Source organism: Abiotrophia sp., from assembly GCF_057275535.1.
The window spans coordinates 89,445-114,833 of the sequence record NZ_DBHIRJ010000004.1; the positions used below are offsets into that span (position 1 = coordinate 89,445).

Genomic DNA, 25,389 nt, shown 5'->3' on the forward strand with positions numbered 1-25,389 from the left:
TTAGCAATCCTATTGCATATAGGAAAGAAAGGTTGTACAATTATGGTAGCGTAACCATTTCTTGTCTAACTTGGATTTATGGGATGTAGGTGCTATGAAAAATGAAAAATATTATCAAGTGGAATCTCCTATTATTTTTCTCAATATTAACCTGTTTTTCATCATATACAATGGTTCAGAGGGAGCAAGATGCTCACCTGCGACAACTCTTCTTGCTTCCTGATTCCTATCAACAATTTAGGGTGCCAAGCTATATCAAAGAGCCAGAAAAAAGAGCGCGACTAAAGCAAAAATTAGTGATGCTGAGCCAAGAATTTGATGTCAATCTTGTTGTCAGAATCAGTAATTTAAGTGCTACTTCATTTCAAGAAAGTTATCAGCAAAGAGATAGCTCGCGGATGAATTTTGATTATTTCATAACAAAATTGAATCGAAGTCAACTCTTAGAGCACCTAGAAATGAAGCCTCAAGCAGATGAGAGCTCGGGTCTTATCGCGTCAAGGGTATATAACCATGGGCATTTCTCTGTCTATCAGTTTGATCAATTAGAAGACCATTTTTATAGTCTGTTTCTTGAGACGGATAATCCCCAAACTTATTCGGCTTTCCTCAAGCAATTTCAATTAGCCTACAATGAGGTAATGGGGACAAACTATGGCTTGCAAGCCTTCCAATATAAGGGTGCCAAAGAAACTCTCCTAGGTAGAGATTTCAAACCTGCCATCAAAAGTATGATTTATGGTGCCATTATTTGGCTCTTACTCCTGATGGTCTGGCTACTCAGTAAGTCGAAAGAATTAGCTGTACTGAGAATGCATGGTTATAGCAGTCTTCATGCTTTGTGCCATCTTTGCCTTGATCGCGTAAGCCTTGGTTTTTTACTGACCAATTTGGCAGTTAATCTCTGGTTGATAAAAGATTTGAGCCGCTTAAATTTCCTATGGATAGGGCTGATTTACCTAGCTATCGCTTTGTTAGCTTGGTTGGTTATTGGCCTGCTCTCTTGGCTACCCATAAATTCTCTCTTGGGGCAATTGAAATTTAATCACTACTTTTTAATGCCTGTCATTGCCACTAAATTATTTGGTTTCTTTATTTGCTTTAGCCTGCTATTGCCAATTACGGGTTTGATGGCGGTCTATCGGGTAGGCGAGCATGACCCGTCTCTCAATAATTATGGAGTCCTCTATCCAGGGTTTCCTGGCAAGGACTTCTTTGCTGCGCGAGACGGGGACGACATCTACCGTGGCTTTTCTTTAGTTCCTTTATTTAAATATCTGGATCGCTTTAATTTAATTATCTTTGATACCAGTCAATTGGCTAGGCCTGGTTTTAATCAAGAAAAGCCATTCGGTAATCATGTTATGGTAAATGAATATTACCTTCATAAGTATCCTTTGCTGACGACAAAAGGTCAGCCGATAAAAGTAGATACAGAGTCGCCTAAACGTATCGTAATAGTGCCTGACACACTCTTGCCTTATCTCAAAGAAATTAGGGACTATTATGCAGAAAAAAACAGGAATACGGAAGTGCTTGAACAAGATGTGGAAATCTACGTTCGCGATAGCAAGCAAGCCATTGTTGACCTCAATCATCCTGGTCGTAAGCTAGCTGAAGATGTGATTTTTCTGGTTCAGAAGTACAATGATTATGACCTCAATTGGTGGTATATAGGAGGAATTGGGTTGGAGTCTCGAGCTAAGATTGATATGACGATGATGGCTGCGCAAGACTATAGGGATTTAAAGAATCTGCTCAAGGACTTGGCCCAAGATGACAATTTTGCCTACCTCCTGCCTATCTCCAAGGTCAAGGAAGAACGCTATAAATTAATTATTGGGGAAAATGTGGTCTATCTAAGTCAAATTGGCTTTGCTGTCTACTTGTTGTTTGGCATTACGCTGCTAACGGTCTTGTTATACACTAAAGTCTATGCTAATAAGATTGCCGTAAAATACCTTCATGGCTATTCCTTATCCCATTCCTTTGCTTGGCTTTATCTCATTCTAGCGATTCAAGCCCTCATCTACGTCTTGTATATTTGGGGGAATGGCATGGCGGGTGAGTTTTATCTTGCCCTTGCCTTAATGACTTTAGGTGAGTTAGCAATGATAGGATACAGTATTCGCTCTATTGCCAGACGTCGGATTGTCGATTACATTCAAGGAGGCGAAAATACATGATACACTTAGCCCATATGGATAAAAATTTTGGCCGACACCAGGTCCTTAAGGACGTCAATCTAGATGTTCCTGCTCACTCCTTTACAGTTATTCATGGCAAAAGTGGTAGCGGCAAGTCTACGCTACTCAATATTTTAGGTCTTTTGACTCATTATGATGCGGGCCAATACCAACTGTTTGGACAGCCCGCACCTGCACCCTACAGCAGTCAAGCCATGAAATTGCGACGGGAAGCAATTTCCTATGTTTTTCAAAATTTCGCCCTTATCGACAATGAAAGCATCGAGCAGAATCTTAAGCTAGCCAGTCACTATCTGCCTAAGTCTCAAGCTAGCCGACAGGCCATGTTAGTAGCTTTAGAGGCAGTGAATCTCGACTTGCCACTTAAGACCAAGGTCTACACCATGTCAGGCGGAGAGAAACAACGACTAGCTTTGGCTCGACTCAAATTGCGTGACAGTCGTCTCATTCTAGCCGATGAGCCAACTGGTTCCCTAGATGCCGAGAATAAGACGATTATCATCCAATTACTCAGATCATTTGCTGACCAAGGAAAGGCAGTGCTTGTCGTGACTCACGACCCAGATTTCTTAGAGGTAGCCGACTCAAGGATGGAGTTGAATTAGACTAGATGAGCTATGGTCTCTAAAGCCACGATTTATAAGTAAGCCAGGATGTCATTTGCCTAGTCCTCTCAGTTGTGTTTCCCTTCTAGTCATGGTACACTAAGAGTTAGAGGTTACAACCATACAACGCGTTAACAAAGCAACATGTGTAACTTGACCGCTTGATGGCCGACGGATTCGGCATCGCTTGGCGGTCAATTTTGATGTCTTGATGACAAGATGCCACTGGAATCAACCCCAAAATTTTAGATAGAAAAGAGACGATATACCTTTGAAATTTACAGAACTTAACCTGATTCAGCCCTTGCTCGACTCGCTAGCCGATATGGGCTTTGAAGAGCCAACCCCGATCCAACAACAAGCAGTGCCTGTGGCCTTAGAAGGCCAAGACTTGATTGGTCAAGCCCAAACAGGGACCGGGAAGACGGCGGCCTTTGGCTTGCCAATGCTCAATAAATTGGACAAGAACCAATCCGCCATCCAAGGCTTGGTGGTAGCCCCAACCCGGGAATTAGCCATCCAAGTACAAGAAGAACTCTACCGCCTCGGTAAGTACCAACGTGCCCGTGTTTATGTGGTCTACGGGGGGTCTTCCATCGGTAAGCAAATCGAGTGGATCAAGCGTAACCAACCACAAATCGTGGTCGGGACACCAGGTCGTATTCTAGACTTGATGCGTCGTAAGGCACTTAGCCTCAAGCATCTCAAGACCTTAGTCTTAGACGAAGCCGACGAAATGCTCAACATGGGCTTTATTGAAGACGTCAAGGAAATCGTGGCAACCACGCCAGCTTCACGTCAAACCCTCTTGTTCTCAGCGACCATGCCACCTGAAATCCGCAGCCTAGCAGACCAATTCCTTAAGGAACCTGCTCACGTCAAGATTGAAGCCAAGCAAATGACCGCTGACTTGATTGAACAGTTCTTCATCAAATGCCGGGATGACGAGAAGTTTGATATCTTCACTCGCTTGTTGGATGTTCAGATGCCAACACAAGCCATCGTCTTCTGCCGTACTAAGAAGCGGGTTGACGAAGTGGCACGCGGCCTCAGCCTACGCGGCTACAATGCTGAACTCATTCACGGGGATATTCCGCAACAGAAGCGGACTAGCGTCATCAATGCCTTCCGTCAAGGTCAAGTAGAACTCTTGGTAGCGACTGATGTGGCGGCGCGGGGCTTGGATATTTCCGGCGTGACCCACGTCTACAACTATGATATCAGTCAGGACCCAGAATCTTACGTTCACCGTATTGGCCGTACAGGCCGTGCCGGCAACGAAGGCATGTCCATCACCTTCGTGACGCCAGCGGAAATGTCTTACCTGCGCGTTATCGAAGATTTGACCCGCAAACGTATGCAACCAATGAAGCCGCCAACCTTGAAGGAGGCGCAAGCAGGTCAGGTTCAATCATTGATTGATCAGCTTAATGAGACCTTGGAAGCCGGCGATGCGGATGAGCACCGCAACACGGCCAAACTCCTGCTCAACCACTATCAAGCGAACGACTTGGTAGCGGCTATGTTAGGGCAAATCCTATCTAGCAACAGCCAAGTAGAAGTTCAAATCTCACCACAAAAACCATTGCCAAATGCCCACCGCAAATACGGTGGTTACAAGACTGGCAAGGGCGGCGGCAACGGCCGTCGTGGTCATCACGGTAAGAAGCGGGACTTCCACAAGGACCGTGGCGACCGTCAAGACCAAGGCCATAAGGAACGTTTTGACCGCAAGGACAAGCGGCCACGTTCAGCTGCTAAGCCTAGCGGCAAGCCTAAGACTGAAGGAAGCAAGAAACAATATACCATTAAAAAACGAACCAACTAACCAGAGAATAAGCCCAAAGGAGCGTGGCGATCGTGCGTATTGGAACTGACATTATTGAAATCGACCGAATTCAAGAAGCAGTGGCGCGGTCGCCACGCTTTGCCTCTAAGGTCTTAACGGCAGAGGAATTGGCTCGCTATGAGACCATGAAGGATCATCGGGCCCTCGAATTCTTGGCCGGCCGTTTTGCCGCCAAGGAAGCCTATGTCAAGGCCTTGGGGACAGGTATTGGCCGGATTCGTTTCACGGATATGAGCATTGCCAACAGGCCATCGGGTGCCCCTTATTTTGCGGCAGCCCCCCTGACGTCAGGCGTCCAGCTCAGCATCAGTCATTCGGACCACTATGCTACGGCCACCGTCCTGATTGAGCAAGATGAAGCCAGCTTGCAGGCGGCTTTGGACCAGTATTTGACTAGAGAAGATTAGAGTAAAAGGTAGGAAAGTCTTATGTCACAAGCCAGTGAACACCGCCCAACAGTGGCAATAATTAATCTTAATGCAATTCAACACAATGTGAGGGAAATGAAGCGTCATCTGGAGCCCGACCAGGCCCTCTATGCCGTTGTTAAGGCTAACGGTTACGGGCACGGGGCAGTTGCCGTCGCCAAGGCAGCCCTGGCAGCCGGCGCGCAAGGCTTAGCCGTTGCTACCGTTGACGAGGGGATTGAACTCCGTCAAGCAGGCCTCCTAGCCCAGCCTATCTTAATCTTGGGCTTGGTAGATCCTCGCGCCATCGCTGAGTTGGTCTACTATCGCCTGACCGTCATTGTCTCTGACCTAATCTGGTTCCAGGAAGCCTGGGCTCAGTTAGTGTCCAACCACCAAGAAAGCCTCTTGGATGATGCTAAGCTCAAGGTGCATTTGGCCTTGGATACGGGCATGGGGCGCATCGGCCTACGAACAGTAGAAGAAGTCCAAGCCTTCGCTGAGGGCATTCAGGCCTTTCCATGGGTCAACTGGGAAGGGGTCGACACCCACTTCTCAACTGCCGGCGGGGGTGACCCAGCCTATGTGGAGACCCAGTGGGCTAAGTGGCAGGAGCTGCTGACTGCTGTGCCGGACTCGGTCACTGTACGACACTATGCTAACTCCGCCATGGGCGTTTGGTTCAAGCGTCAACCGGTTTCTTCCATTGAGCGCTTCGGCATCTCCATGTATGGTATGCATCCTAAGGACGAGCGTTCTAGCCTGCCCATTGATTTGCAGCCAGCCCTCCAATTGATTTCGGAAATTGTCTACGTCAAGCAAGTGGAAAAGGGCAGCAAGATTTCCTACGGGGCAACCTATGAAGCCCAAGAAGATGAGTGGATTGCAACCATTCCAATCGGCTATGCAGACGGTTGGTTCCGCCACTACAAGGACATTCCTGTCTTGGTGGAAGGCCATGCCTGCCCAGTCCTTGGCGTCATTAATATGGACCAACTGATGATTCGCTTGCCACATCAAGTGCCAGTGGGAACCACCGTCACCTTGATTGGTCAGGACCACCACTTAGAGAACCACGCTGCAGACTTGGCTCGTCAGGTTGGGACTATTTCCTATGAAATCTTCTGCGGGCTCAGCGATCGCATTCCACGGATTTACCTTCAAGATGAGGAAGGGGAGGACTAAGATGCTTACTGTTCATCAGCTGACCGTCGGGTCACTGGAGGAAAATACTTATGCAGTCGTCAATGAAGCTGGCCAGGCCCTCTTAATCGATCCAGGGGCTGACGCGCCTAAGATTTTGGACTGGATTGAGTCCAAGGGCTGGGCGCCACAGGCCATCCTTCTGACCCATGCCCACCACGATCATATCGGGGCGGTGGATGCGGTGCGGGACCGTTATGGCATCCCACTCTATATGCATCCAGTAGAGTCAGGCTTCCTCAATCAACCAGAACTCAACCTATCGGCTTACTGGGGTCAGCCTTTTACGGCGCGTCCAGCAGAAGTCCTCTGGGAGGATCTAGGGGATAAGGAAGTGGCGGGTTTCCACTTCAAAGTGGTCTTCGTGCCAGGTCATAGCCCAGGCCACGTGGCTTATATTTTTGCTGAGGACCATTTCGTACTATCCGGCGATACCATCTTCGCCCAAAGCATTGGGCGGACGGACCTGCCAGGTGGCTCCTACATTGAGCTTATGCAGTCCATCCATCGGGAGTTGATCCAGTTGCCAGAAGACTATGTCCTCTATCCAGGTCACGGTTCGGCTGTGACCGTGGGCGAGTCCTTGGCGACTAATCCTTATTTTGAAGTCTTTCGCAATTTGTTTAAGCATCGGTTTGAAGAATAAAATAGTTGAAGGGGTGGTGAGGACTGACCCCAAAAAGTGAGAATTAAATAAAAACACCTCCAAGTTGGATTTGGTACAATATAATCAAATGCACATGGAGGTGTTTTTATTTAATTCTCATTTACGGGGGTCAGTGCCAAAGGTTATGAAGTTTGGGCAAGAAAACACAATATCAAAACAATGGCTGATTCAATATTAAACTTAGAGAACAAGGAATTAATTCAATTACACAACTCGATGATCTAATCAAAAAATCTGCCGATGATAGACAAGTCTTGTTAGATAAAATAAAGATAATTGAAGAAGTTAAGTGGATTAACAAGATACTAGATCATACTTCAGGAAAACTGGCCGTTATTGAATGGACAAAAGAAGATCTTTGTGGTGATAAACTTTATCAGATATAGGAGGAAAAATGAAGAAAACTAAAGTTGCCTTTGTATGTGTTCACAATTCATGCAGAAGTCAAATCGCTGAAGCACTGACAAAGAAATTTGCAGGAGATTCTATAGAGGTATATTCTGCAGGAACAGAATTAAAGGATCAAATTAATCAGGATGCAGTAAGGCTTGTCAAAGAAATATATGCAATTGATATGGAAGAGACCCAAAAGCCAAAACTTTTAGATGACATTCCTGAAGTGGATTATCTTATTACAATGGGTTGTAATGTCGTTTGTCCTATTTTACCTTACACTGTTAAAAAAGATGATTGGGGACTTGAGGATCCTAGTGGAAAAAATGATCAAGAGTTTATTAAAACAATTAAGGAGATTGAAAGTAAGGTTCATAAATTAATAGAGGAAGTTGAGGCAATTTATTTTCGTGTGGAATTATAAAAAGGAGTCATCACTTGATGAACTCCTATTTTGAGGCTATATAAGTTGCAGTTTTCTTATATGTATAACGATAGATTAGTGGATTCTCATCTAAGGTGCTTATGTCGAAAATGAAGAAGTGATCACGGTTATCTCTAGTCTTTTCCTTATTGAGGACAAAGTAATTCTTACGAGAAGTTGCCATTGTTTTGAGGATATCATCAGTCAGAAAGGTCAATGGAATATTCATGTTGGAGTAGCGGTAGAAGTCACGTTCAAAATCTTGGTAGCTCTCGCTGTAATAGTCCATTTGTAGGTGATTACGCTGAAATTCAAGCTGATTCATAGAGCACCTCCTCAACAAGTTCAATACTAATAATGTTATGTACTTAAAGTCTTATGCAGATTGGTTATTTTGTTATTAGAATTGGGTACTCCAAGTCTTTTTTTATGAATTTTTTTATTCACTCAAAAAAACACTTGAATTAAGTAATGAAAAGGGTTATACTATATTCAAGCAAATACTTGAATGATATTGGGGGTGAGAATATGATTAAAAAAGATACTTGTGAAATTTACTGTTATGACGAAGAAAAGGTCAATCGAATACAAGGTAATTTACAGACAGTAGATATTTCTAGTGTTGCCCAAATGTTAAAAGCTATTGCAGATAAAAATAGAGCAAAAATTACCTATGCATTGTGTCAAGATGACGAACTGTGTGTGTGTGATATTGCAAATATTATAGGTGTTACGTTTGCAAATGCCTCTCATCACCTGCGAACGCTCCATAAGCAAGGGATTGTTAAGTTTCGAAAAGAGGGAAAACTTGCATTTTATTCATTAGATGATGAGCATATCAGACAAATTATGATGATTGCATTGGCACTTAAGAAAGAGGTGAAGATCAATGTCTAGTGGGAAAGCAAAACAGTTCGAAGAAGAAATGAAAGCCTATCGTGTTCAAGGATTTACTTGTACTAACTGTGCAGCCATTTTTGAAAATAATGTTAAAGAACTTCCCGGTGTTCAGGATGCGAAAGTAAATTTCGGAGCATCTAAAGTTTATGTTAAAGGGACGACAACCATTGAAGAATTAGAAAAAGCAGGAGCATTTGAAAATTTAAAAATTCGAGATGAAAAAGAACAAAGGGTAGAAGGAGAACCTTTTTGGAAGCAGAAAGAAAACATTAAGGTATATATATCAGCTCTTTTACTTGTAGTTAGCTGGTTCTTAGGAGAGCAGTATGGTGAAGAGCATGTTCTACCGACAATTGGTTATGCAGCGTCCATTTTAATCGGTGGATATTCGTTATTTATTAAAGGTCTCAAAAATTTAAGCAGATTAAATTTCGATATGAATACGCTTATGACTATTGCCATTATAGGAGCTGCAATTATTGGTGAATGGGGTGAAGGGGCAACCGTTGTTATCCTATTTGCGATTAGTGAAGCATTAGAGCGTTATTCAATGGATAAAGCACGTCAATCTATTGAATCTTTAATGGATATTGCCCCAAAAGAAGCGTTAATTCGACGAGGCAATGAAGAAATGATGATTCATGTTGATGAGATTCAAGTTGGAGACATCATGATAGTTAAGCCCGGTCAAAAGTTAGCAATGGATGGAATAGTGGTTAAAGGTACATCGACATTAAATCAGGCTGCGATTACAGGTGAAAGTGTTCCAGTAACGAAAATCACAAATGATGAAGTATTTGCAGGAACCTTGAATGAAGAAGGGTTACTTGAGGTTAAAGTAACAAAACGAGTTGAAGATACCACTCTTTCAAAAATCATTCACTTGGTAGAAGAAGCCCAAGCAGAACGGGCCCCCTCTCAAGCGTTTGTCGATAAATTTGCAAAATACTATACACCAGCTATTGTCATACTAGCTCTTTTAATTGCAGTAGTTCCACCATTATTTGGCGGAGACTGGAGCCAATGGATTTATCAAGGATTAGCTGTATTAGTGGTTGGTTGTCCTTGTGCCTTAGTAGTCTCAACTCCAGTTGCTGTGGTTACAGCAATAGGAAATGCAGCGAAAAATGGTGTATTAATTAAAGGTGGTATCCATTTAGAAGCAGCAGGACACTTAAAAGCGATAGCCTTTGATAAAACAGGAACATTAACCAAAGGGATTCCAGCTGTAACAGACATTGTGACATATGGTAGAAATGAAAATGAATTAATAACCATAACATCAGCCATTGAAAAAGGATCGCAGCACCCTCTTGCTTCAGCGATTATGCGAAAAGCAGAAGAAAATGGATTAAAATTCAATGAAGTAACAGTAGAGGATTTTCAATCCATTACAGGTAAAGGCGTTAAAGCCAAAATAAATAATGAAATGTATTATGTGGGAAGTCAAAATCTTTTTGAGGAATTACACGGAAGCATTTCAAGCGATAAAAAAGAAAAAATTGCCGATATGCAAACTCAAGGTAAAACGGTGATGGTGTTAGGAACAGAAAAAGAAATTCTTTCGTTTATTGCCGTAGCCGATGAAATGAGGGAATCGTCTAAAGAAGTTATCGGCAAGTTGAACAATATGGGAATCGAAACAGTGATGCTAACAGGCGATAACCAAAGAACGGCAACAGCCATCGGAAAACAAGTTGGTGTTTCGGATATTAAAGCTGACTTACTTCCAGAAGATAAGCTTAATTTTATTAAAGAACTTCGAGAAAAACATCAAAGTGTGGGGATGGTCGGAGATGGCGTGAATGATGCTCCAGCCCTTGCGGCATCTACCGTTGGTGTAGCAATGGGTGGTGCTGGAACTGATACAGCTTTAGAAACGGCTGACATCGCCTTAATGTCTGATGATTTGAGTAAATTGCCATATACAATAAAATTAAGTCGTAAGGCTTTAGCAATCATCAAGCAAAACATTACCTTCTCTTTGGCGATTAAATTAGTGGCATTACTTTTGGTCATGCCCGGTTGGTTAACACTTTGGATAGCGATATTTGCCGATATGGGAGCAACTTTACTTGTAACATTAAACAGTTTACGCTTATTGAAAATCAAAGAATAGGTTCTAAAATGGGTGTCAACAATCGGGTGCGATCATTGAAAACAATGTTATGCTTCAAAAGGGATATTAACAGGAAATATACAACTAAAGGACGCTTTAACTGAGCAACGGAAAAAGCCAAATTTCTCAATTGATGTTGAGAAATTTGGAGAATGTTTATACGATTAGTAAAGTTGGCGAAAATAATAAAGTTATTAATCTCATGGAGTATTTGAACTTGCAAAAAAATATTTATGAGTCATTGTACTGACCCCAAAAAGTTAGACAAAAAATATTATTGAAAGGATTTAGTTCTATACTGAACAGGACTAAGTCCTTTTAGTTTTGCTTTAATGCGTTTATTGTTGTAGTAAAAAATATACTCGGTAATAGCTTGCTCCAGTTGATCCAGAGACTTGAAATTTTTCTCAAATCCGTAAAACATTTCTGTTTTCAAGATACCAAAGAAGGACTCCATCATGCCATTATCTATGCTGGTTCCCTTGCGAGACATGGATGGACGTATGCCTTTACTGGCAAGAACAAATTAAATGTACCGCATATTTATCTTTCAATTCTTCCACTAACTATACAACTACTTGAGGCGACACTTCCTTTCCAATTCCTTGTATTTTTTTAATATTTCTAATTCAACTTCTTTTCTTTTTAGTTCTAATTTTAATTGATCGATTTCTGAAAGTTCAGCCATTCCTTTTTCGTAAGAATATTGTTTTCCTATCTGTTGGTGGAAACGATGAGTTTCTCCATTTTTATACTATCTAAACCATGTTTCTACTTGAGTTTCATTTTTTTTATGTTTAGCTCCTGCATTATTTGTTTTGTACTATATCCCTGTAATTTCATTTCTACGGCTTTATTCTTTGTATCGACAGAATAGGCCACACATTTTTTAACCATAAAAAGACACCTCCATGTGCATTTGATTATATTGTACCTAATCCAACTTGGAGGTGTTTTTATTTAATTCTCATTTACGGGGGTCAGTGCCTTACTGCTGATTGCCTTTTTAGGCGCTATTTAGATTTATCAATTTCCTTGGCTATTTTGCTCTTTCTAAGCTTCTTATTTGCCACCTTACTTAAGAGAACTAGGGGATTGAGGCTGTAGGATAGTTGCCAGTGAAAGTAGTTGATCCACTCTATGAGGGCGAAGAGCCAAATGGCTACTGCTATCAGGGTAACTGGCCAGGAGCTGAACTCAATTAGGATGATTGGCATGCCGAGGGCTAATAGGATGAGGTCTACTTGCCTGAGTAGTCCATAAATTGGGCCTATCTGCTTGATTGCAAAGTTGGGCTTGCTAAAGCGCTTGATCAGAATCCACCAATAAAGGGAACCTTGTAGCAGGATAAGGCTGACTAGCACGAGGGGGTAAGCAATGGAAATCAGGGCTTGTGGTGTGATCAAGTATTTTTTGAAGAGGAAGAAATTGAGCCAGAAGACAGCAAGGGCAACTAATTCGCCGCTGGCCAGACTATGGAGTTTTTGCTTGATATGACCTCTCACAGTATGCGACACCTCCCTTATCTTCAATTCTAAAGAGCTTAGGAGCCAAATACAAGTTAAATTGAAAAAAGGGCTTCCATATTGCTTGACACTGGTGTATAATGAAAAAAATATTAAAGCAAGAGGTGAATTTAATGAAAGAAACTAGGTCGCTTAACGTCAATTCCCTCAATAGCACTGGCTTTTATTGTTCTTAATTTATGGTATCTAGCGAGTTAGGAGGAAACACCATGAGTCATACGCACTATACACTAGCAGCCAATCGTCAATACGCAAGCAAGCGGACCTTATTTTATTCACTTCTAGCAACTTTCATGTTAGTCTTATCCCTTGTCACACCTAGTCTAGCCTTGGCTCAGTCTAATGCCTTGTCAGGGACTTATCTAGCACAATCTGCCCACCTCATTAAGAAAGTAACCGTCACGGAATCCGATATGGAGCTTGAGATTGATGCCGAGCAACTTGCCAAGCAGGGTCAAGCCTTCCAAACTTTAGTGACCGTCAACCAGCGAGCGCTAGCTAAGAAGATTAAACCCGGCATGACCAGCCAGGAAATCGAGAAAGCACGCCAAGAATTGGGGCTGGATGTGGCCGCCTATCAGAAGGCCCTAGGCCAAGAAGTAGATCCAGATAAGATGGTAGAAGTCCTAGAGAATCAAGTGTCCGGTCTCTACGCCCACGTCAGAGAGACAGGGACCATCTATCTACGGCTAACCAAACCAGAACTGAGCCAGTCAGAAGGCACTATTCGGGTTCGTCTACTAGGCGAAGAAGTTCTGACCTTGACTGAAGTCTCAGATCAGGGCTTTAAGTTGGATCAGGTTGCCTTTGTTAAGGAATAATCTCTTAAGCACCTTGCCTGAGGGCAGGGTGTTTTTGTCTTTGGGAAGGCCTTTTGGGCTTGCAGTTGCTACTTTATCCCGCTACAATAAAATGAGAAGACATAAGGAGGCCGGTCATGACATTTCCAGCAGGATTTCAAGCAAAATACTTAGCCCTATTGGGCCCAGAGGAGGGGCAGGCCTTCCTAGATTCCTTTAAGCTAGAGGCGGAGTCGGGCTTCCGGGTCAACCCTCTCAAGGCCAGTCAGTCAGCTTTGCCTGAATCGGCCCAGCCCATGCCGGGCACCCCTTGGGGCTACTATGGTAAGGTGGCAGGTAGCTCGACCGCCCATGTGACGGGCTTGGTCTATTCTCAGGAGCCAGCCGCTCAAATGGTGGGCCAGGCAGCCGCGCCCCAGCCAGGGCTCAAAGTCCTGGACTTGGCAGCAGCTCCTGGAGGCAAGTCGACCCATTTGCTGTCATACTTAGATAACCAAGGCCTCTTAGTAGCCAACGAAATTTATCCCAAACGTAGCAAGATTCTGGCTGAGAACCTGGAGCGCTTCGGGGCCCGCAATGTGGTGGCAACCAATGAGTCGCCAGAGCGCTTGGCCCAGGTCTTTCCGGCTTACTTTGACCTGATTGTACTGGATGCGCCTTGCTCGGGCGAGGGCATGTTCCGTAAGCAGGCTGAGGCCATGGACTACTGGACGCCGGAATATCCCAGCCAGTGTGCGGCGCTGCAGCGAGAAATTCTGGAGCAGGCGCTGCTGATGCTTAAGCCAGGCGGGACCTTGGTTTATTCGACTTGCACTTGGGCGCCTGAGGAGAATGAGGACATTGTGGCTTGGTTGCTGGAGCACTATCCGCTGACCTTGCTTGAGGTGCCTAAGCTCAATGGCATGGTGGCGGGCCTGACCTATTCTGAGACGGCCCGCATGTATCCGCAACATTTCCGGGGCGAGGGGCAGTTTGTGGCCAAGTTTTGCTATGAAGGGCAGGAGACTGAAGGCAAGTCTCGTAAATTCAAGCCCCTCAAAGCCAAAGTGACGGCTGAGCAGCTCAAGCTCTGGCAGGATTTTGCGGCTAGTCATCTGACCGTGACCTTGCCAGGTGTCCTCCAGACTTTTGGCGACCATCTCTATCTCTTGCCAGAGGGTCTGCCGGATTTAGGCAAATTACGGATTGCCCATAAGGGTCTGCATTTGGGCGAATTCAAGAAGAAACGCTTCGAGCCTAGCTTTGCTCTGGGCTTGGCACTGCGTCCGGATGAGACGGTCAGCCAGGTGGCCCTGTCCGAAGAGCAAGTCACCCGCTACCTAGCCGGCGAGACGGTCGACTTGGCGGAGGACAAACCAAATGGTTGGTACCAAGTCCTAGCGGGCGGCAACGGCCTTGGCTTCGCCAAGGTCACCGGCCGAGTACTCAAGAACTACTATCCAAAAGGCCTACGCCTTCGCCGCAGCTGAGTGGAAACAGGAGAAAGGCCAGGAGCCAGTGGTCCACTCTTTTGAGTGGACCACTAGCTCAGTCAGAAATCCCGGAAAAAGGCGAAAACCGGGTCAAAAGCTAGGAGCCAGTGGCCCACTCCGTCGAGTGAACCACTAGCTCGGCGAGGAGGCTAGGGAAAAGGCGCAAACTGGGTCAAAAGCTGATAGCCAGCGGTCCACTTTGCCGAGTGGACCACTAGCTCGGCGAGAAAGCTTGGAAAAAGGCGCAAAACAGGTCAAAAGCTGAGAGCCAGTGGCCCACTTTGCCGAGTGGACCACTAGCTCAGAGAGAAGCCCTGAAAAGGGCTCAAGCTGCGTCGAAAGCCCATAACCCAAGAAGCAAGCATACAAAAAAGCGAGGCAGCACTGGGCTGGCTCGCTTTTACTTTGACTATAGAGAGATTATTCAGCTTCAGCGTCTGAGGCTGGAATAATAGAGGTTGGGATTTCGTCGATGGTGCCGAAGTACCAGTCGATGGAGTCGCCGGCTTTGAGGACTTGAGTTTTAACCCCGTGATCAGCCACTTGGCCATTTAAGAGGTAAACCCAGGTGTTTTCGCCGTCGTTAACGTTGTCGAAGAAGTTGTCGATGACTTGTTCTTCTTCATTGTATTTGAAGCGGATTTCCTTGTTGGATTCCATTGCTTCGAAGACGGTCTTACCAGCAGCATTTGGTACATCAAAGCTACCGATGATTTCGCCGTGTACATAGAACTTGAAGGTAACGGTGGTAGATTTTTCTTCGCCAGAAGCTTTGGATTCGCTACTTTGGCTTTGGCTAGAAGTGCTAGTGGAAGAGCTAGAAGCGGCAGAAGAGCTAGATTCTGAAGATGAGACAACTTGGGCAATGTTAGACCCAGAGACTTGAGGACTTGGTTGGTTGCCCTTCAAAACCCCTGATAAAATAGCCCATAAAGCAATAATAATCGCAATTAAGAAGACAATCGCCGCAAGTACAAGTGCTAATCGTTTGTTTTTCATACGATCCCTCCTGATTAAGTGTAGTTGCCTATACGTTACCAAGAATCAAGCAGAAAGTCAAATTTTTCGCAATTGTAACCGGATTAGCTAGCATATTATTTCCGTCTTGACGGGCTTTTGGTTATAATATAATGAAGGAAATATATCATGTCAAAAGGAGTGCCGTCATGAGAGTAGAGACCCATTCAGCCCAAGACACCCAAGCCTTGGCAGCAAGCCTGGCTCCCGTCTTACCTGCAGGAACCTGGATTCGCTTGGAAGGGGATCTGGGGGCTGGCAAGACTACCTTTACCCAAGGACTGGGCAAGGCCTTAGGGATTGCGCGAGCTATTAAGAGTCCCACCTATACTATTGTGAAAGAATATGACTTGGAAGGCCAAGCGGCGCCTCGTCTCATTCATATTGACGCCTACCGACTGGAAGAAGGGGGCGCCGATACGGTGGACTTGGCTTCCTATCGCCAGCAGGGCGACTTGGTCTTGGTGGAGTGGGCCCAATTTATCGAAACGGAACTACCGACGGCCTATCTTGACCTGGCACTCTCATACGGTCAAGAGGTCGACGACCGGGTCTTGACCATCCAATGGGTGGGGGGCCAGGAGCCAGAATGGTTGAGCCAATGGAGCAAGGAGGTAAGCGACCATGCCAGATAAGCAGGATGTAGAAGTCATTATTCGCCAGGCAGAAGTCGGCGATGCTCGCGCTATCTTAGGTATGTTGAGCCAGATTCGCCAGGAGTCACCCTTTGTGGTCCTAGCCGATAATTCCGATGATGTGGAGGCACAAGTGACCATCATCGAGCAATATGACCAGCATCCCCACGCCCTCATGCTAGTCAGCGAAGTGGATGGTCAGCTGGTAGGCTTTGCGACGGTTCAGCCCCAAAATCTGCCAGACCTAGCTCATGTAGCCGAAATCGGCGTCTGCCTGATTGCCGAGTATTGGGGCTATGGCATTGGCTCCCTTTTGATGGAGACCATGCTGGATTTTGCCCAGGGGGTGGGACTGCGTGTCCTGCATCTAGAAGTCATTGCGGACAACCTGCCAGCCATCGGCCTGTATAAGAAATTCGACTTCCAGGAGCGAGGTCGACTGACCCAACGCGTGGCCCGTGGCGGCCGCTACTACGATACTATCCTGATGGAACTTGTCCTCAAGGATTCAGGCCAGTAAATTATGTGAAAAGAGGTTAATTTATGGTGGATTTAGCCAAATTACAAGATATCTTAGGGACTTTGACCATCAAAGCCAATGAACCCTTATCTAATTATACCTACACCAAGACAGGGGGGCCTGCTGATTTCTTAGTCTTCCCACGTTCTGTGGAGCAAGTCCAAAGGGTCCTAGCAGCAGTCAAGCAAGAAAACTTGCCTCTAACCGTTTTGGGCAATGCCAGCAACCTCATCGTCAAAGACGGTGGTATCCGGGGCCTAGTCATGATTCTAACAGACATGCAGGAGCTGGTCATAGAAGGCAACCAGTTGAAGGCAGCTAGTGGGGCGGCCTTGATTGAAGCCAGCCGTCAGGCGGCTGCTGCCGGGCTGACTGGCTTGGAATTTGCCTGTGGCATTCCGGGTTCCATTGGTGGGGCCATCTATATGAATGCCGGCGCCTATGGGGGCGAGGTCAAGGATGTCATTAGCCAGGTTGAGGTGGTGACGCGTGACGGCCAGCTCAAGACCTATGCGGGAGCGGACTGCGACTTCAGCTATCGCCACAGTCGTTTCCAAGAAGGGGACGAAGTTATTTTAGGCGTCACCTTCGATTTAGCGCCAGGAGATCAGAGCGCCATTGATAGCAAGGTGGCCGAGTTGACCCACCTACGTCAAAGCAAGCAACCGCTAGAATATCCCTCTTGCGGATCAGTCTTCAAGCGGCCTGAGGGTTACTTTGCCGGCAAGCTCATTCAAGATGCTGGCCTGCAGGGCTACCAAGTAGGTGGGGCGCAAGTCTCGACCAAGCACGCGGGCTTCATTGTTAATGTAGACCATGCGACAGCTACCGACTACTTGGAAGTCATTGAACACATTCGTCTGGTGGTCTGGGCCCGGACTGGGGTCTTCATGGAGCCAGAAGTACGAATTATCGGCGAAGATTAAGAATTTGGGACAGGTTATTCGACCTGTCCTTTTTGCTTGGCGTTATGCAAACTTAATCTAAAAAAATCGTAAATATCGTTGACTATTGAGCGGAGATGGTTCACACTAGAGCAGTGAGATGAATTTATGAACAAAGGAGTGGGAGACTATGACCTGCCGAGTCATCAAACTGGCCGTGTTTGCCCCCCCATTAAGTGGGCATCTCTATCCCGTTCTGGGCTTGATGCAACCCTTATTAGATAACCCTAACTATGATATTACCGTCTATACAGGCCTGACCAAGGTGCCGGTAGTCCAGGCTTTGGGCTTTAAGTGCCAGGCCCTCCTGCCTGATCAACCAGATGTCTTCGACAACATTGCCTCGACCGATACCAAACTCAATGCCTCCACCCTCTACGGGCAGATTCAGGCTGCCATCACCATGTGTCAGGACCTCATGACCCAGGTGGAAGCTATTTTGAGAGAGACTCAACCAGATGTGGCGACCGTGGACTTTGTCTTCGCGCCCCTAGGCATGGTCTGTGATAAGTTGGGCCTGCCATGGTTGACGACCAACCCGACGCCTTTTTCAATCGAAAGTAAGACCGACGCGCCTGCCTTCTTAGGGGGGCTCAAGCCACCTCTTAACTGGCGCCAAGCCTTGCGCAACCGTCTAGGGCGGGGCGCCGTCCATGGCTTCAAGCGTCTAGTCTATAGACTCTTTGTTAAGAAGGCCCTTAAGCGATTTGACCCCGTCATCTATCAGCAGTTTAAGCTCTATCGCGAAAATGGCGAAGAGGGCTTCTATTCGCCTTATGGCATTCTAGCTCTGGGCATGGAAGAATTAGAGTTCCGCAAGGACTTTCCAGCTCATCTGACCTGGTTGGGTCCGACCTATCCTAAGAAGCCAGTAGCTGATTTCCAGTTACCAACTGACCTACCGACAGTCTTGGTGACCAATGGGACCCTGCTACCTTGGGGCAAGGAATCCCTGCTGACCATCGTCAAGCGTCTGGCTCAGGCTCATCCGGATATTTGCTTTTTGGTGACGGCCGGCAGTGAAGCCCGCCAGGACCAACCGGTAGAAGCCATTATGGACAATGTCTACCGCTATCAGTACATTGATTATGAGGCGGTTCTACCTCATGTCGATTACGTCATCCACCATGGTGGGGCCGGTATCCTCTATGCCAGCATCCGTCATGGCAAGCCGGCCTTGGTCATTCCCCATGACTATGACCAGTTTGACTATGCGGCGCGACTAGAGTGGGCCGACGCCGCCTTGGTAGCTAGCCTCAAGCGGCCAGACTCCATTGAAGGGGGCTTTAAGCAGCTCCTAAGCCGGACGGACTGGACTGCTATGAAGACCTTGCAAGGCCAGCTCCTGGCCTATCCGACCCAGGAGCGCTTAGAAGCGGCTATTGCCCGCGTCCTCAAATAAACTAGACTCAAGAGGTTGAAGCAGTTCTTAGCTTCAACCTTTTTGCTTTTGCCCACAAAAAAAGCCCGGGCAAAGCCCAGACTTGATTTGCATGATTAAACTTGTTCTTGGTAGTTGGTCTTGGTTTGGTTAAGCCAAGTGTAGACAACCCCGATTAAGAGGCCACCACCTACCAGGTTACCAAGGTAAGAAACACCCCAGTGGCGTAGGACATTGATTAATTCAAAACCTTTAGCTTCTTTGAAAGGTGAGAAGAGCAGGATTGACATAGAAGCGAAGTTAGCTACCACGTGCTCATTGGTCATGTAGACAAACATGAAGATAGCAGAGAGCACTAAGGTGAGGCGTGCTGCTTGATCCTTAACTAAGACGAAGCAGAGAATGGCAATGTTAACTAAGACGTTAGCCACAATCCCTTCAAGGAAGACTTGGCCGTTGCCACGCGCGAGTTTCGTTTGGATAATACCGACAATGGCTGAGTTTTCATTGAGGTTAGCGAAGGCTGCGGTGTTACCTAAGAGGTAGCCAGCGAACAAGGTCCCAACTAAGTTGAAGATGGAACAGATTAAGAGGACTTTGAGTGCTTTTTTCCAATCAATGGCCTTGCTGAAGGTCCCTGCAGTGAGGAACATCATGTTGGAAGTAGCCAGTTCGCCGTTGAGGAAGACAACGTAAGCCAAACCGAAGGCGAAGATGAAGGCGAACAAGAAGCGGCCTAAGCTTGGGTGTAGGGTGTTGATTTGATCAGCAGCAACAGCCCCAGCTGCGGTTGACAAGGTCAAGAAGGCGCCGGCATAGATAGAGCGCGCTGCATAGCGACCTAGGCTCTCTTCCAGAAGTGCTGCTTTCTTGGTGCAGGCTTTCTTAATAAAATCTACGAATGGTGATAATGACATATCTGACATGGTTTTCCCTCCAATAAAAGATAGTTTCATTATAGCGCATTTTTGGGGGCTTGATAAGTAGCTGAGGCAATAAAATGACAAATTTTCGACAGCCTTTTCATTTGGCTGAGCTTGTGCTAGAATAGGCCAGTAAATAAATTAAGCAAAGGAGTCTCTTATCTTGAGCCAACGCCGTCTCATCCTACCCAGCCTCATCGTCCTAACAGAACTGGTAGGCCTAACCTTCAATCTCTATCCTAATAAATGGCACCAGTTAACCTACTATACCTTGTTATCCAATATCTTGGTCTTGGTCTTCTTCGCTTGGCTAGTGCTAGGGCGGCCGACGCCATCCGCTAGCCTGACCCGTATTAAGGGGGCAGTGACAACTGCCATTCTCCTGACCTTCTTCGTCTATCTAGTCTTGTTGATGCCGACTGCGACAGCTGAACAGTTCTGGCGGGTTCAGAACTTCGCCCTGCATTTTATCGCGCCGGTGCTGGTCATCCTAGATTGGTTCCTCTATGATGCCAAAGGCCACTATCGTTGGTTTGAGCCCTTGACTTGGACGGTGCTGCCCCTTATTTATATGACCTTTGCCCTGATACGGGGTGCTGTCTTCCACCTGCCCATCCCTAACGAGAAGGCCTCACCTTATCCTTACTTCTTCCTCAACATTGACCGCATTGGTTGGTGGGGCTTCAGCAAATATTTTGTGGCCATTTTGGCGGTCTTCCTCTTGTTGGCCTATGGCATGCTAGCCCTGAAACGGGCCCCAAAAGTAGTGCGTTCTCATGAAAAACACTAGTACAGATTAATTCTCATATAAAACAGACCAAAGGCGGAATCTAAAAGATTTGCGCCTTTTTTGTTTTTTTTAGACTGAACACTTTTTTTTTAGGCCTAAAGGGTGTAAACTAGGAGTTAGAGTTTTATCACTAGAAAAAGGAAGTGGCCAAATTTTATGGTAATGTTCAAACGCTTAGCTAACAACATCAAGGGCAAACACCTCAAGATTGTTTTCCCAGAAGCTAACGACAAACGTGTATTAGGGGCAGCTGTTCGTCTACGTGTAGATGACTTAGTTGAGCCAATCCTCTTAGGGAATGTAGAAGAAGTCAAGGCCTTGGCAGCGCAAAACAGCTGGAATATCGACGCCTTCACCATTATTGATCCAGAAACTTATGCAGAATATGATGCTATGGTAGCAGCTTTCGTAGAACGCCGTAAGGGCAAAGCTACTGAAGAGCAAGCGCGCGACTTGCTCAAAGACGTGTCCTACTTTGGGACTATGTTGGTCTACATGGGCTTAGCAGATGGTTTAGTTAGCGGGGCCGTTCACTCAACTGGTGACACCGTTCGTCCAGCCTTACAAATTATCAAGACCAAGCCAGGCATTACCCGTACATCTGGGGCCTTCATCATGGTGCCAGCTGAGAGCGACGGTCAAAAATTAGTCTTTGCAGACTGCGCCATCAACATCAACCCTTCACCACAAGAATTAGCTGAAATCGCAGTAGAATCTGCGCACACTGCTAAAATCTTCGACATCGAGCCACGCGTGGCAATGCTCAGCTTCTCAACCAAGGGTTCAGCTAAGGCTCCTGAAGTGGACAAGGTTGTAGAAGCAACTAAGTTAGCACAAGAATTAGCGCCAGAAATTCTCATCGACGGGGAACTCCAGTTTGACGCTTCTTACTCAGAAATCGTGGCTGACCAAAAGGCACCAGGTTCTGAAGTAGCCGGTCATGCAACGGTCTACATCTTCCCAGACCTCCAATCAGGTAACATCGGCTACAAGATTGCGCAACGTTTGGGTCGCTATGAAGCCGTAGGTCCAATCTTACAAGGTTTGAACGCGCCAATCTCTGACTTATCTCGTGGTTGCGTGGAAGAAGATGTCTACAAGGTAGCCATTATCACCGCTAACCAAGCTTTAGCAAAATAAGCCATGAAGAAGAGGCTGGGCAACCAGTCTCTTTTCTTATCTATGAGCTTGCAAGGCTCGTCGGATAGGGCGGACATGTGTTATAATAAATCATGTGCTAAGAGCACCTAGTCCCCGTACCTCAGTAGGATAGAGGATTCGCCTCCTAAGCGGAATGCCGCAGGTTCAATTCCTGCCGGGGACGTCATTAAGTAAGAGAGTCTGACCAGCTGCCTAGGCAGGGGGTCAGGCTTATTTTTGTGGGCATAATTAGCTAGGCCTGCTAGCAAGATAGTGTTAGAGGACTGGCTAACTTGACCGCTTTTGTGAGAGGGCTTTATTTGCCTATACAATGGACCTGGGGGTGGCTTTCTTAAGTGCAAATTTTTTCCTATTTATGAATTTATGATGAAGATTATTGATTTAATCTAGACTTCTTATCGACATGCCCCACAGGGTCAATTGAATGTGGTAATATATGGGTAAAGGAGGCGAGAGTATGAATCGCTTAAGAAAAATTGGAGCTGCCCTTGCAGTTGCCGGAATGTTAGCGACCTATGTACCTTCTGGACTGGTCCTAGCACAAGTGAATCCTAACTCACCGATTGAAGTATCGGTGGATATTCTGTTGCAAGTTGATGCCAATCCGCCAAAACGTCAGGAAAATGCAACCTATGAAATCCTGGACGAGGCAGGCAATGTCGTTTATCGTCATGAATCTGACACCCAAGCTAGCGAAGCACCTAAGCTAACCGCAGGGAAGTATCGTTTACGCTTGTATGATGGTCAAGGTTTCAAACGTGCGGACAAGGTCCTTAAGGCACAAAAAGTTGAAACTTCTATTCCTAAGCGGTCAGAACAAGATATCGCCGCCAACAAGCAAATACAGGAACAGTCTGACAAGGGGAGTCTCAAGACAGACGACCAAGGTCAGTCCTACTATGAAGTGACCTTCGAAGTAAAGGCAGGCCCAGACTTAGAAAGTGCTGATCATCAAAAGATGGTGTCCAAGTTAGCCGTTACCCTGTCTGACCAAGATGGGGCAGGTAGTGCGCCACAAGCGCCAGCTCAATCCTCTAGCCAAGCACCAGCAGCTAAGCGAAACTTGACGATTAAGGTCTTAGACCAAGCGCAAGCAATTGTGCCGGGTGCCACGGTCACCGTGGAAGGCCAAACAGCCGTGACGGACGAGAATGGGGATGCCCACTTCAAGGATTTAACGCCAGGGACGGTTCACTATGCCGTGACCCAATTGCCAGAAGGCTATGAAGGGACACCAAGCGGTGAAGCTGAACTCCCAAGTGACACCGATCATTCCATTACCTTACAAGTGGCTAAGAAAGCTGAGTCGCAAGTGACTAAGCGCGACTTAACCATTAAGGTCTTAGACCAAGAACAAAAACTTGTACCAGGTGTGACGGTGACCGTTGAAGGCCAAACAGCCGTAACGGATGAAAACGGGGATGCCCACTTCAAAGGCTTGACGCCAGGTACCGTTCACTATGCGGTAACCCAATTGCCAGAAGGCTATGAGGGGACACCAAGTGGTGAAGCCCAACTCCCAAGTGACACCGATCATTCCATTACTTTACAAGTAGCCAAGAAGGCAGCAGCTTCTAGTGAGGCACCAGCTGCTAAGCGCGACTTAACCATTAAAGTCTTAGACCAAGCGCAAGAACTAGTACCAGGTGTCACCGTGACCGTTGAAGGTCAAACAGCCGTGACGGATGAAAACGGGGATGCCCACTTCAAGGGCTTAACGCCTGGTAAGGTTCACTATGCAGTCACCCAATTACCAGGCGGTTACGAAGGGACCCCAAGCGGTGAAGCTGAATTACCAAGCGACACCGACCACTCAATCACTTTACAAGTAACTAAGAAGGCTGAACCTCAAGTTACTAAACGTGACTTGACGGTTAAGATCTTAGACCAAGAACAAAAACTTGTACCAGGTGTCACTGTTAAGGTTGAAGGTCAGACAGCTGTAACGGACGAGATTGGGGATGCCCACTTCAAGGGCTTGACGCCAGGGACGGTTCACTATGCCGTGACTGACTTGCCAGACGGTTATGAAGGCATGCCAAGTGGTGACGCAGAACTACCAAGCGACACTGACCATTCCATTACTTTACAAGTGACCAAGAAAGCTGAAAACCCAGCAGTTCCAGCAGCCAAACGTGATTTGACGGTCAAAATTTTAGACCAAGACCAGAAGATTGTTGCGGGTGTCACTGTAACGGTTGAAGGTCAGACAGCTGTAACGGATGAGAATGGGGATGCTCACTTCAAGGGGCTGACACCAGGGATGGTTCGCTACGCAGTGACCAAGTTGCCAGACGGCTATGAAGGCACGCCAAGCGGCGAAGCTGAATTGCCAACGGATACGGATCACTCCATTACCTTGCAAGTAACCCGTAAGGACCAAGCTTCCGCTTCAAGCTCATCTTCTTCTCAAACTGAGAAGCGCGACCTGACGGTTAAAATCTTGGACAATGCCGGCAAGGAAGTGCCAGGCGTTAGCGTCAAGATTGGCGACCAAGTACAAGTCACCAATGAATACGGCCAAGCTGTCTTCAAAGGCTTGACCCCAGGGACCTTCCACTATGAGATTGTCAACTTGCCAGAAAATTATACCGGCGCCCAAGCAGGCGATGCTGAATTACCTGCTGACACTGACCACTCCATCACTTTGACCGTTCAACGTCAACAGGCAGTCGCTAATGTGACGGTGAAAGTCATGGATGACAATAACCAAAGTGTCCCAGGTGTGACGGTTTACTTAGGTGAATTAGAAGGCCAAACGGACGACCAAGGCAATATCCTCTTCGAAGCCTTGGAAGCAGGTAAGTACACTTACGGTATTAAGGAAGTGCCAGAAGCTTATCAAGCTGAAACAGGTGCTCAAACCTTAGATGTGGCCCCAGGTGCCGACTTACATCCAATCCTCAAGGTCAGCCGTAAGGCCCAAGTAGCCAGCTTGGAACTCAACGTGGTCAACGTTGCCGGCCAAGCAGTAGCAGACGTAACCCTAGCCGTAGGCAACCAACAATTGAAGACGGATGCCCAAGGGAAAGTCACCTTTACCAATCTTAAGGCAGGGGACTACGACTACTATGTAGTGGCCGTTCCAGAACCTTACCAATTGGATCAAACCAAGATTAAATTAACGCTAGCCAACGGGCAGACGGCTAAGCGGACCATTCAATTAGCTGAGAAACCAGCGGCTTCCTCAAGTTCGAGTGCTTCATCTGACAAGGTGACAGCGACTAAGACTTCTGGTGTAGAACGCAAGGACGGCAATTTGCCATCAACCGGTGAACAAGTCATGGCTTGGTTAACACCACTGGCTCTTGCTCTCCTAGCTCTCGGCGGCGCTATTCTCTTCTTCCGTCGTCGCAAGAATCAAGCGTCTACTGATGCCTCACAAGATGAAAATCATGAAGCATAATCAAGACTAGCTGGTCACCTCGCTTTAGAAAGTATTCTAG

22 protein-coding genes, 1 tRNA gene and 3 pseudogenes are annotated in these 25,389 nt (G+C 46.5%); 20 read left to right on the forward strand and 6 right to left on the reverse strand.

Annotated elements, in window-relative coordinates; genetic code table 11:
* Positions 1 to 101: 101 nt before the first annotated feature.
* The 8 genes and pseudogenes from ACO53F_RS04120 to ACO53F_RS04155 all read left to right on the forward strand — a co-directional run bounded on the left by ACO53F_RS04120 (position 102) and on the right by ACO53F_RS04155 (position 7,755).
* Positions 102 to 2,186, forward strand: coding sequence for a hypothetical protein (locus ACO53F_RS04120; protein WP_485137419.1), 2,085 nt, complete (start codon positions 102 to 104; stop codon positions 2,184 to 2,186).
* Positions 2,183 to 2,812: an ATP-binding cassette domain-containing protein gene (locus ACO53F_RS04125; RefSeq protein ID WP_485137420.1), complete on the forward strand. Its 630-nt coding sequence runs from the start codon at positions 2,183 to 2,185 to the stop codon at positions 2,810 to 2,812. Before ACO53F_RS04120 ends, ACO53F_RS04125 begins: the two co-directional genes overlap by 4 nt.
* 271 nt (positions 2,813 to 3,083) lie before the next feature.
* The gene (gene cshA, locus ACO53F_RS04130; protein WP_485137421.1) at positions 3,084 to 4,640 is read left to right on the forward strand and encodes a degradosome RNA helicase CshA; all 1,557 of its coding nucleotides are present in this window, start codon (positions 3,084 to 3,086) and stop codon (positions 4,638 to 4,640) included.
* A gap of 32 nt (positions 4,641 to 4,672) precedes the next feature.
* Entirely contained in the window at positions 4,673 to 5,068 is a 396-nt protein-coding gene (acpS, locus tag ACO53F_RS04135; RefSeq protein WP_485137422.1) for a holo-ACP synthase, read from the forward strand.
* 21 nt (positions 5,069 to 5,089) lie between these two features.
* Positions 5,090 to 6,253 carry an alanine racemase gene (gene alr, locus ACO53F_RS04140; protein ID WP_314180920.1) on the forward strand — a complete coding sequence of 388 codons (1,164 nt, stop codon included), beginning with the start codon at positions 5,090 to 5,092 and terminating at the stop codon, positions 6,251 to 6,253.
* A gap of 1 nt (position 6,254) precedes the next feature.
* Positions 6,255 to 6,917, forward strand: a complete 663-nt coding sequence (locus ACO53F_RS04145; RefSeq protein WP_485137423.1) for an MBL fold metallo-hydrolase — start codon at positions 6,255 to 6,257, stop codon at positions 6,915 to 6,917.
* 132 nt (positions 6,918 to 7,049) lie between these two features.
* A pseudogene (locus tag ACO53F_RS04150) lies at positions 7,050 to 7,324 on the forward strand (hypothetical protein); the annotation flags it as partial.
* An 8-nt stretch (positions 7,325 to 7,332) separates the two neighbouring features.
* Positions 7,333 to 7,755: an arsenate reductase ArsC gene (locus ACO53F_RS04155; RefSeq protein ID WP_023391623.1), complete on the forward strand. Its 423-nt coding sequence runs from the start codon at positions 7,333 to 7,335 to the stop codon at positions 7,753 to 7,755.
* Between the two features lie 25 nt (positions 7,756 to 7,780).
* On the opposite strand, the gene ACO53F_RS04160 is transcribed toward ACO53F_RS04155, so the two are convergent.
* The gene (locus ACO53F_RS04160; protein ID WP_485137424.1) at positions 7,781 to 8,080 is read right to left on the reverse strand and encodes a DUF5960 family protein; all 300 of its coding nucleotides are present in this window, start codon (positions 8,078 to 8,080) and stop codon (positions 7,781 to 7,783) included.
* A 203-nt stretch (positions 8,081 to 8,283) separates the two neighbouring features.
* Between ACO53F_RS04160 and ACO53F_RS04165 the strand changes: the two genes are divergently transcribed.
* Both ACO53F_RS04165 and ACO53F_RS04170 read left to right on the forward strand, forming a co-directional pair.
* Positions 8,284 to 8,652 (forward strand): ArsR/SmtB family transcription factor, encoded by a 369-nt coding sequence (locus ACO53F_RS04165; RefSeq protein WP_314760352.1) that lies wholly within the window; start codon positions 8,284 to 8,286, stop codon positions 8,650 to 8,652.
* Positions 8,645 to 10,774: a heavy metal translocating P-type ATPase gene (locus tag ACO53F_RS04170; RefSeq protein WP_003783705.1), complete on the forward strand. Its 2,130-nt coding sequence runs from the start codon at positions 8,645 to 8,647 to the stop codon at positions 10,772 to 10,774. The genes ACO53F_RS04165 and ACO53F_RS04170 overlap by 8 nt, the downstream gene beginning before the upstream one ends.
* 274 nt (positions 10,775 to 11,048) lie before the next feature.
* Here ACO53F_RS04170 and ACO53F_RS04175 read toward each other — a convergent pair.
* From ACO53F_RS04175 to ACO53F_RS04185, 3 genes and pseudogenes are all read right to left on the reverse strand, one after another.
* Positions 11,049 to 11,294 (reverse strand): annotated as a pseudogene (locus ACO53F_RS04175) (transposase); the annotation flags it as partial.
* A 49-nt stretch (positions 11,295 to 11,343) separates the two neighbouring features.
* Positions 11,344 to 11,671: pseudogene (locus tag ACO53F_RS04180) on the reverse strand (helix-turn-helix domain-containing protein); the annotation flags it as partial.
* 116 nt (positions 11,672 to 11,787) lie between these two features.
* Complete coding sequence (locus tag ACO53F_RS04185) at positions 11,788 to 12,279, reverse strand: hypothetical protein (protein WP_485137425.1); 492 nt, start codon at positions 12,277 to 12,279, stop codon at positions 11,788 to 11,790.
* 230 nt (positions 12,280 to 12,509) lie between these two features.
* Here ACO53F_RS04185 and ACO53F_RS04190 point away from each other — a divergent pair, with 230 nt between their 5' ends.
* A complete protein-coding gene (locus tag ACO53F_RS04190) occupies positions 12,510 to 13,121 on the forward strand; it encodes a hypothetical protein (protein WP_485137426.1) in 612 nt (203 codons plus the stop codon).
* Positions 13,122 to 13,237: 116 nt separating this feature from the next.
* Positions 13,238 to 14,569 (forward strand): RsmF rRNA methyltransferase first C-terminal domain-containing protein, encoded by a 1,332-nt coding sequence (locus ACO53F_RS04195; RefSeq protein ID WP_485137427.1) that lies wholly within the window; start codon positions 13,238 to 13,240, stop codon positions 14,567 to 14,569.
* 423 nt (positions 14,570 to 14,992) lie between these two features.
* Here the strand turns inward: ACO53F_RS04195 and ACO53F_RS04200 are convergent, their stop codons facing one another.
* Positions 14,993 to 15,571, reverse strand: a complete 579-nt coding sequence (locus tag ACO53F_RS04200) for a DUF4430 domain-containing protein (RefSeq protein WP_485137428.1) — start codon at positions 15,569 to 15,571, stop codon at positions 14,993 to 14,995.
* Between the two features lie 167 nt (positions 15,572 to 15,738).
* On the opposite strand from ACO53F_RS04200, the gene tsaE reads away from it, so the two are divergent.
* The 4 genes from tsaE (at position 15,739) to ACO53F_RS04220 (ending at position 19,090) form a co-directional block, all read left to right on the forward strand.
* Positions 15,739 to 16,224 carry a tRNA (adenosine(37)-N6)-threonylcarbamoyltransferase complex ATPase subunit type 1 TsaE gene (gene tsaE, locus ACO53F_RS04205; protein WP_035364114.1) on the forward strand — a complete coding sequence of 162 codons (486 nt, stop codon included), beginning with the start codon at positions 15,739 to 15,741 and terminating at the stop codon, positions 16,222 to 16,224.
* Positions 16,214 to 16,744: a GNAT family N-acetyltransferase gene (locus ACO53F_RS04210; protein ID WP_485137429.1), complete on the forward strand. Its 531-nt coding sequence runs from the start codon at positions 16,214 to 16,216 to the stop codon at positions 16,742 to 16,744. Before tsaE ends, ACO53F_RS04210 begins: the two co-directional genes overlap by 11 nt.
* 23 nt (positions 16,745 to 16,767) lie before the next feature.
* Entirely contained in the window at positions 16,768 to 17,670 is a 903-nt protein-coding gene (murB, locus tag ACO53F_RS04215) for a UDP-N-acetylmuramate dehydrogenase (RefSeq protein ID WP_485137430.1), read from the forward strand.
* Positions 17,671 to 17,818: 148 nt separating this feature from the next.
* The gene (locus tag ACO53F_RS04220) at positions 17,819 to 19,090 is read left to right on the forward strand and encodes a nucleotide disphospho-sugar-binding domain-containing protein (RefSeq protein ID WP_485137431.1); all 1,272 of its coding nucleotides are present in this window, start codon (positions 17,819 to 17,821) and stop codon (positions 19,088 to 19,090) included.
* Between the two features lie 95 nt (positions 19,091 to 19,185).
* Here ACO53F_RS04220 and ACO53F_RS04225 read toward each other — a convergent pair whose 3' ends face one another.
* On the reverse strand, positions 19,186 to 19,986 hold the full coding sequence (locus ACO53F_RS04225) for a formate/nitrite transporter family protein (RefSeq protein WP_485137514.1): 801 nt from the start codon (positions 19,984 to 19,986) through the stop codon (positions 19,186 to 19,188).
* Between the two features lie 169 nt (positions 19,987 to 20,155).
* Here ACO53F_RS04225 and ACO53F_RS04230 point away from each other — a divergent pair, with 169 nt between their 5' ends.
* The 4 genes from ACO53F_RS04230 to ACO53F_RS04245 all read left to right on the forward strand — a co-directional run bounded on the left by ACO53F_RS04230 (position 20,156) and on the right by ACO53F_RS04245 (position 25,349).
* The gene (locus tag ACO53F_RS04230) at positions 20,156 to 20,782 is read left to right on the forward strand and encodes a Pr6Pr family membrane protein (protein ID WP_485137432.1); all 627 of its coding nucleotides are present in this window, start codon (positions 20,156 to 20,158) and stop codon (positions 20,780 to 20,782) included.
* Positions 20,783 to 20,938: 156 nt separating this feature from the next.
* Positions 20,939 to 21,922, forward strand: coding sequence for a phosphate acetyltransferase (pta, locus tag ACO53F_RS04235; RefSeq protein WP_485137433.1), 984 nt, complete (start codon positions 20,939 to 20,941; stop codon positions 21,920 to 21,922).
* A 110-nt stretch (positions 21,923 to 22,032) separates the two neighbouring features.
* A tRNA-Arg gene (locus ACO53F_RS04240) sits at positions 22,033 to 22,106 on the forward strand.
* A gap of 294 nt (positions 22,107 to 22,400) precedes the next feature.
* Positions 22,401 to 25,349 (forward strand): SpaA isopeptide-forming pilin-related protein, encoded by a 2,949-nt coding sequence (locus tag ACO53F_RS04245; protein ID WP_485137434.1) that lies wholly within the window; start codon positions 22,401 to 22,403, stop codon positions 25,347 to 25,349.
* Positions 25,350 to 25,389 lie beyond the last annotated feature (40 nt).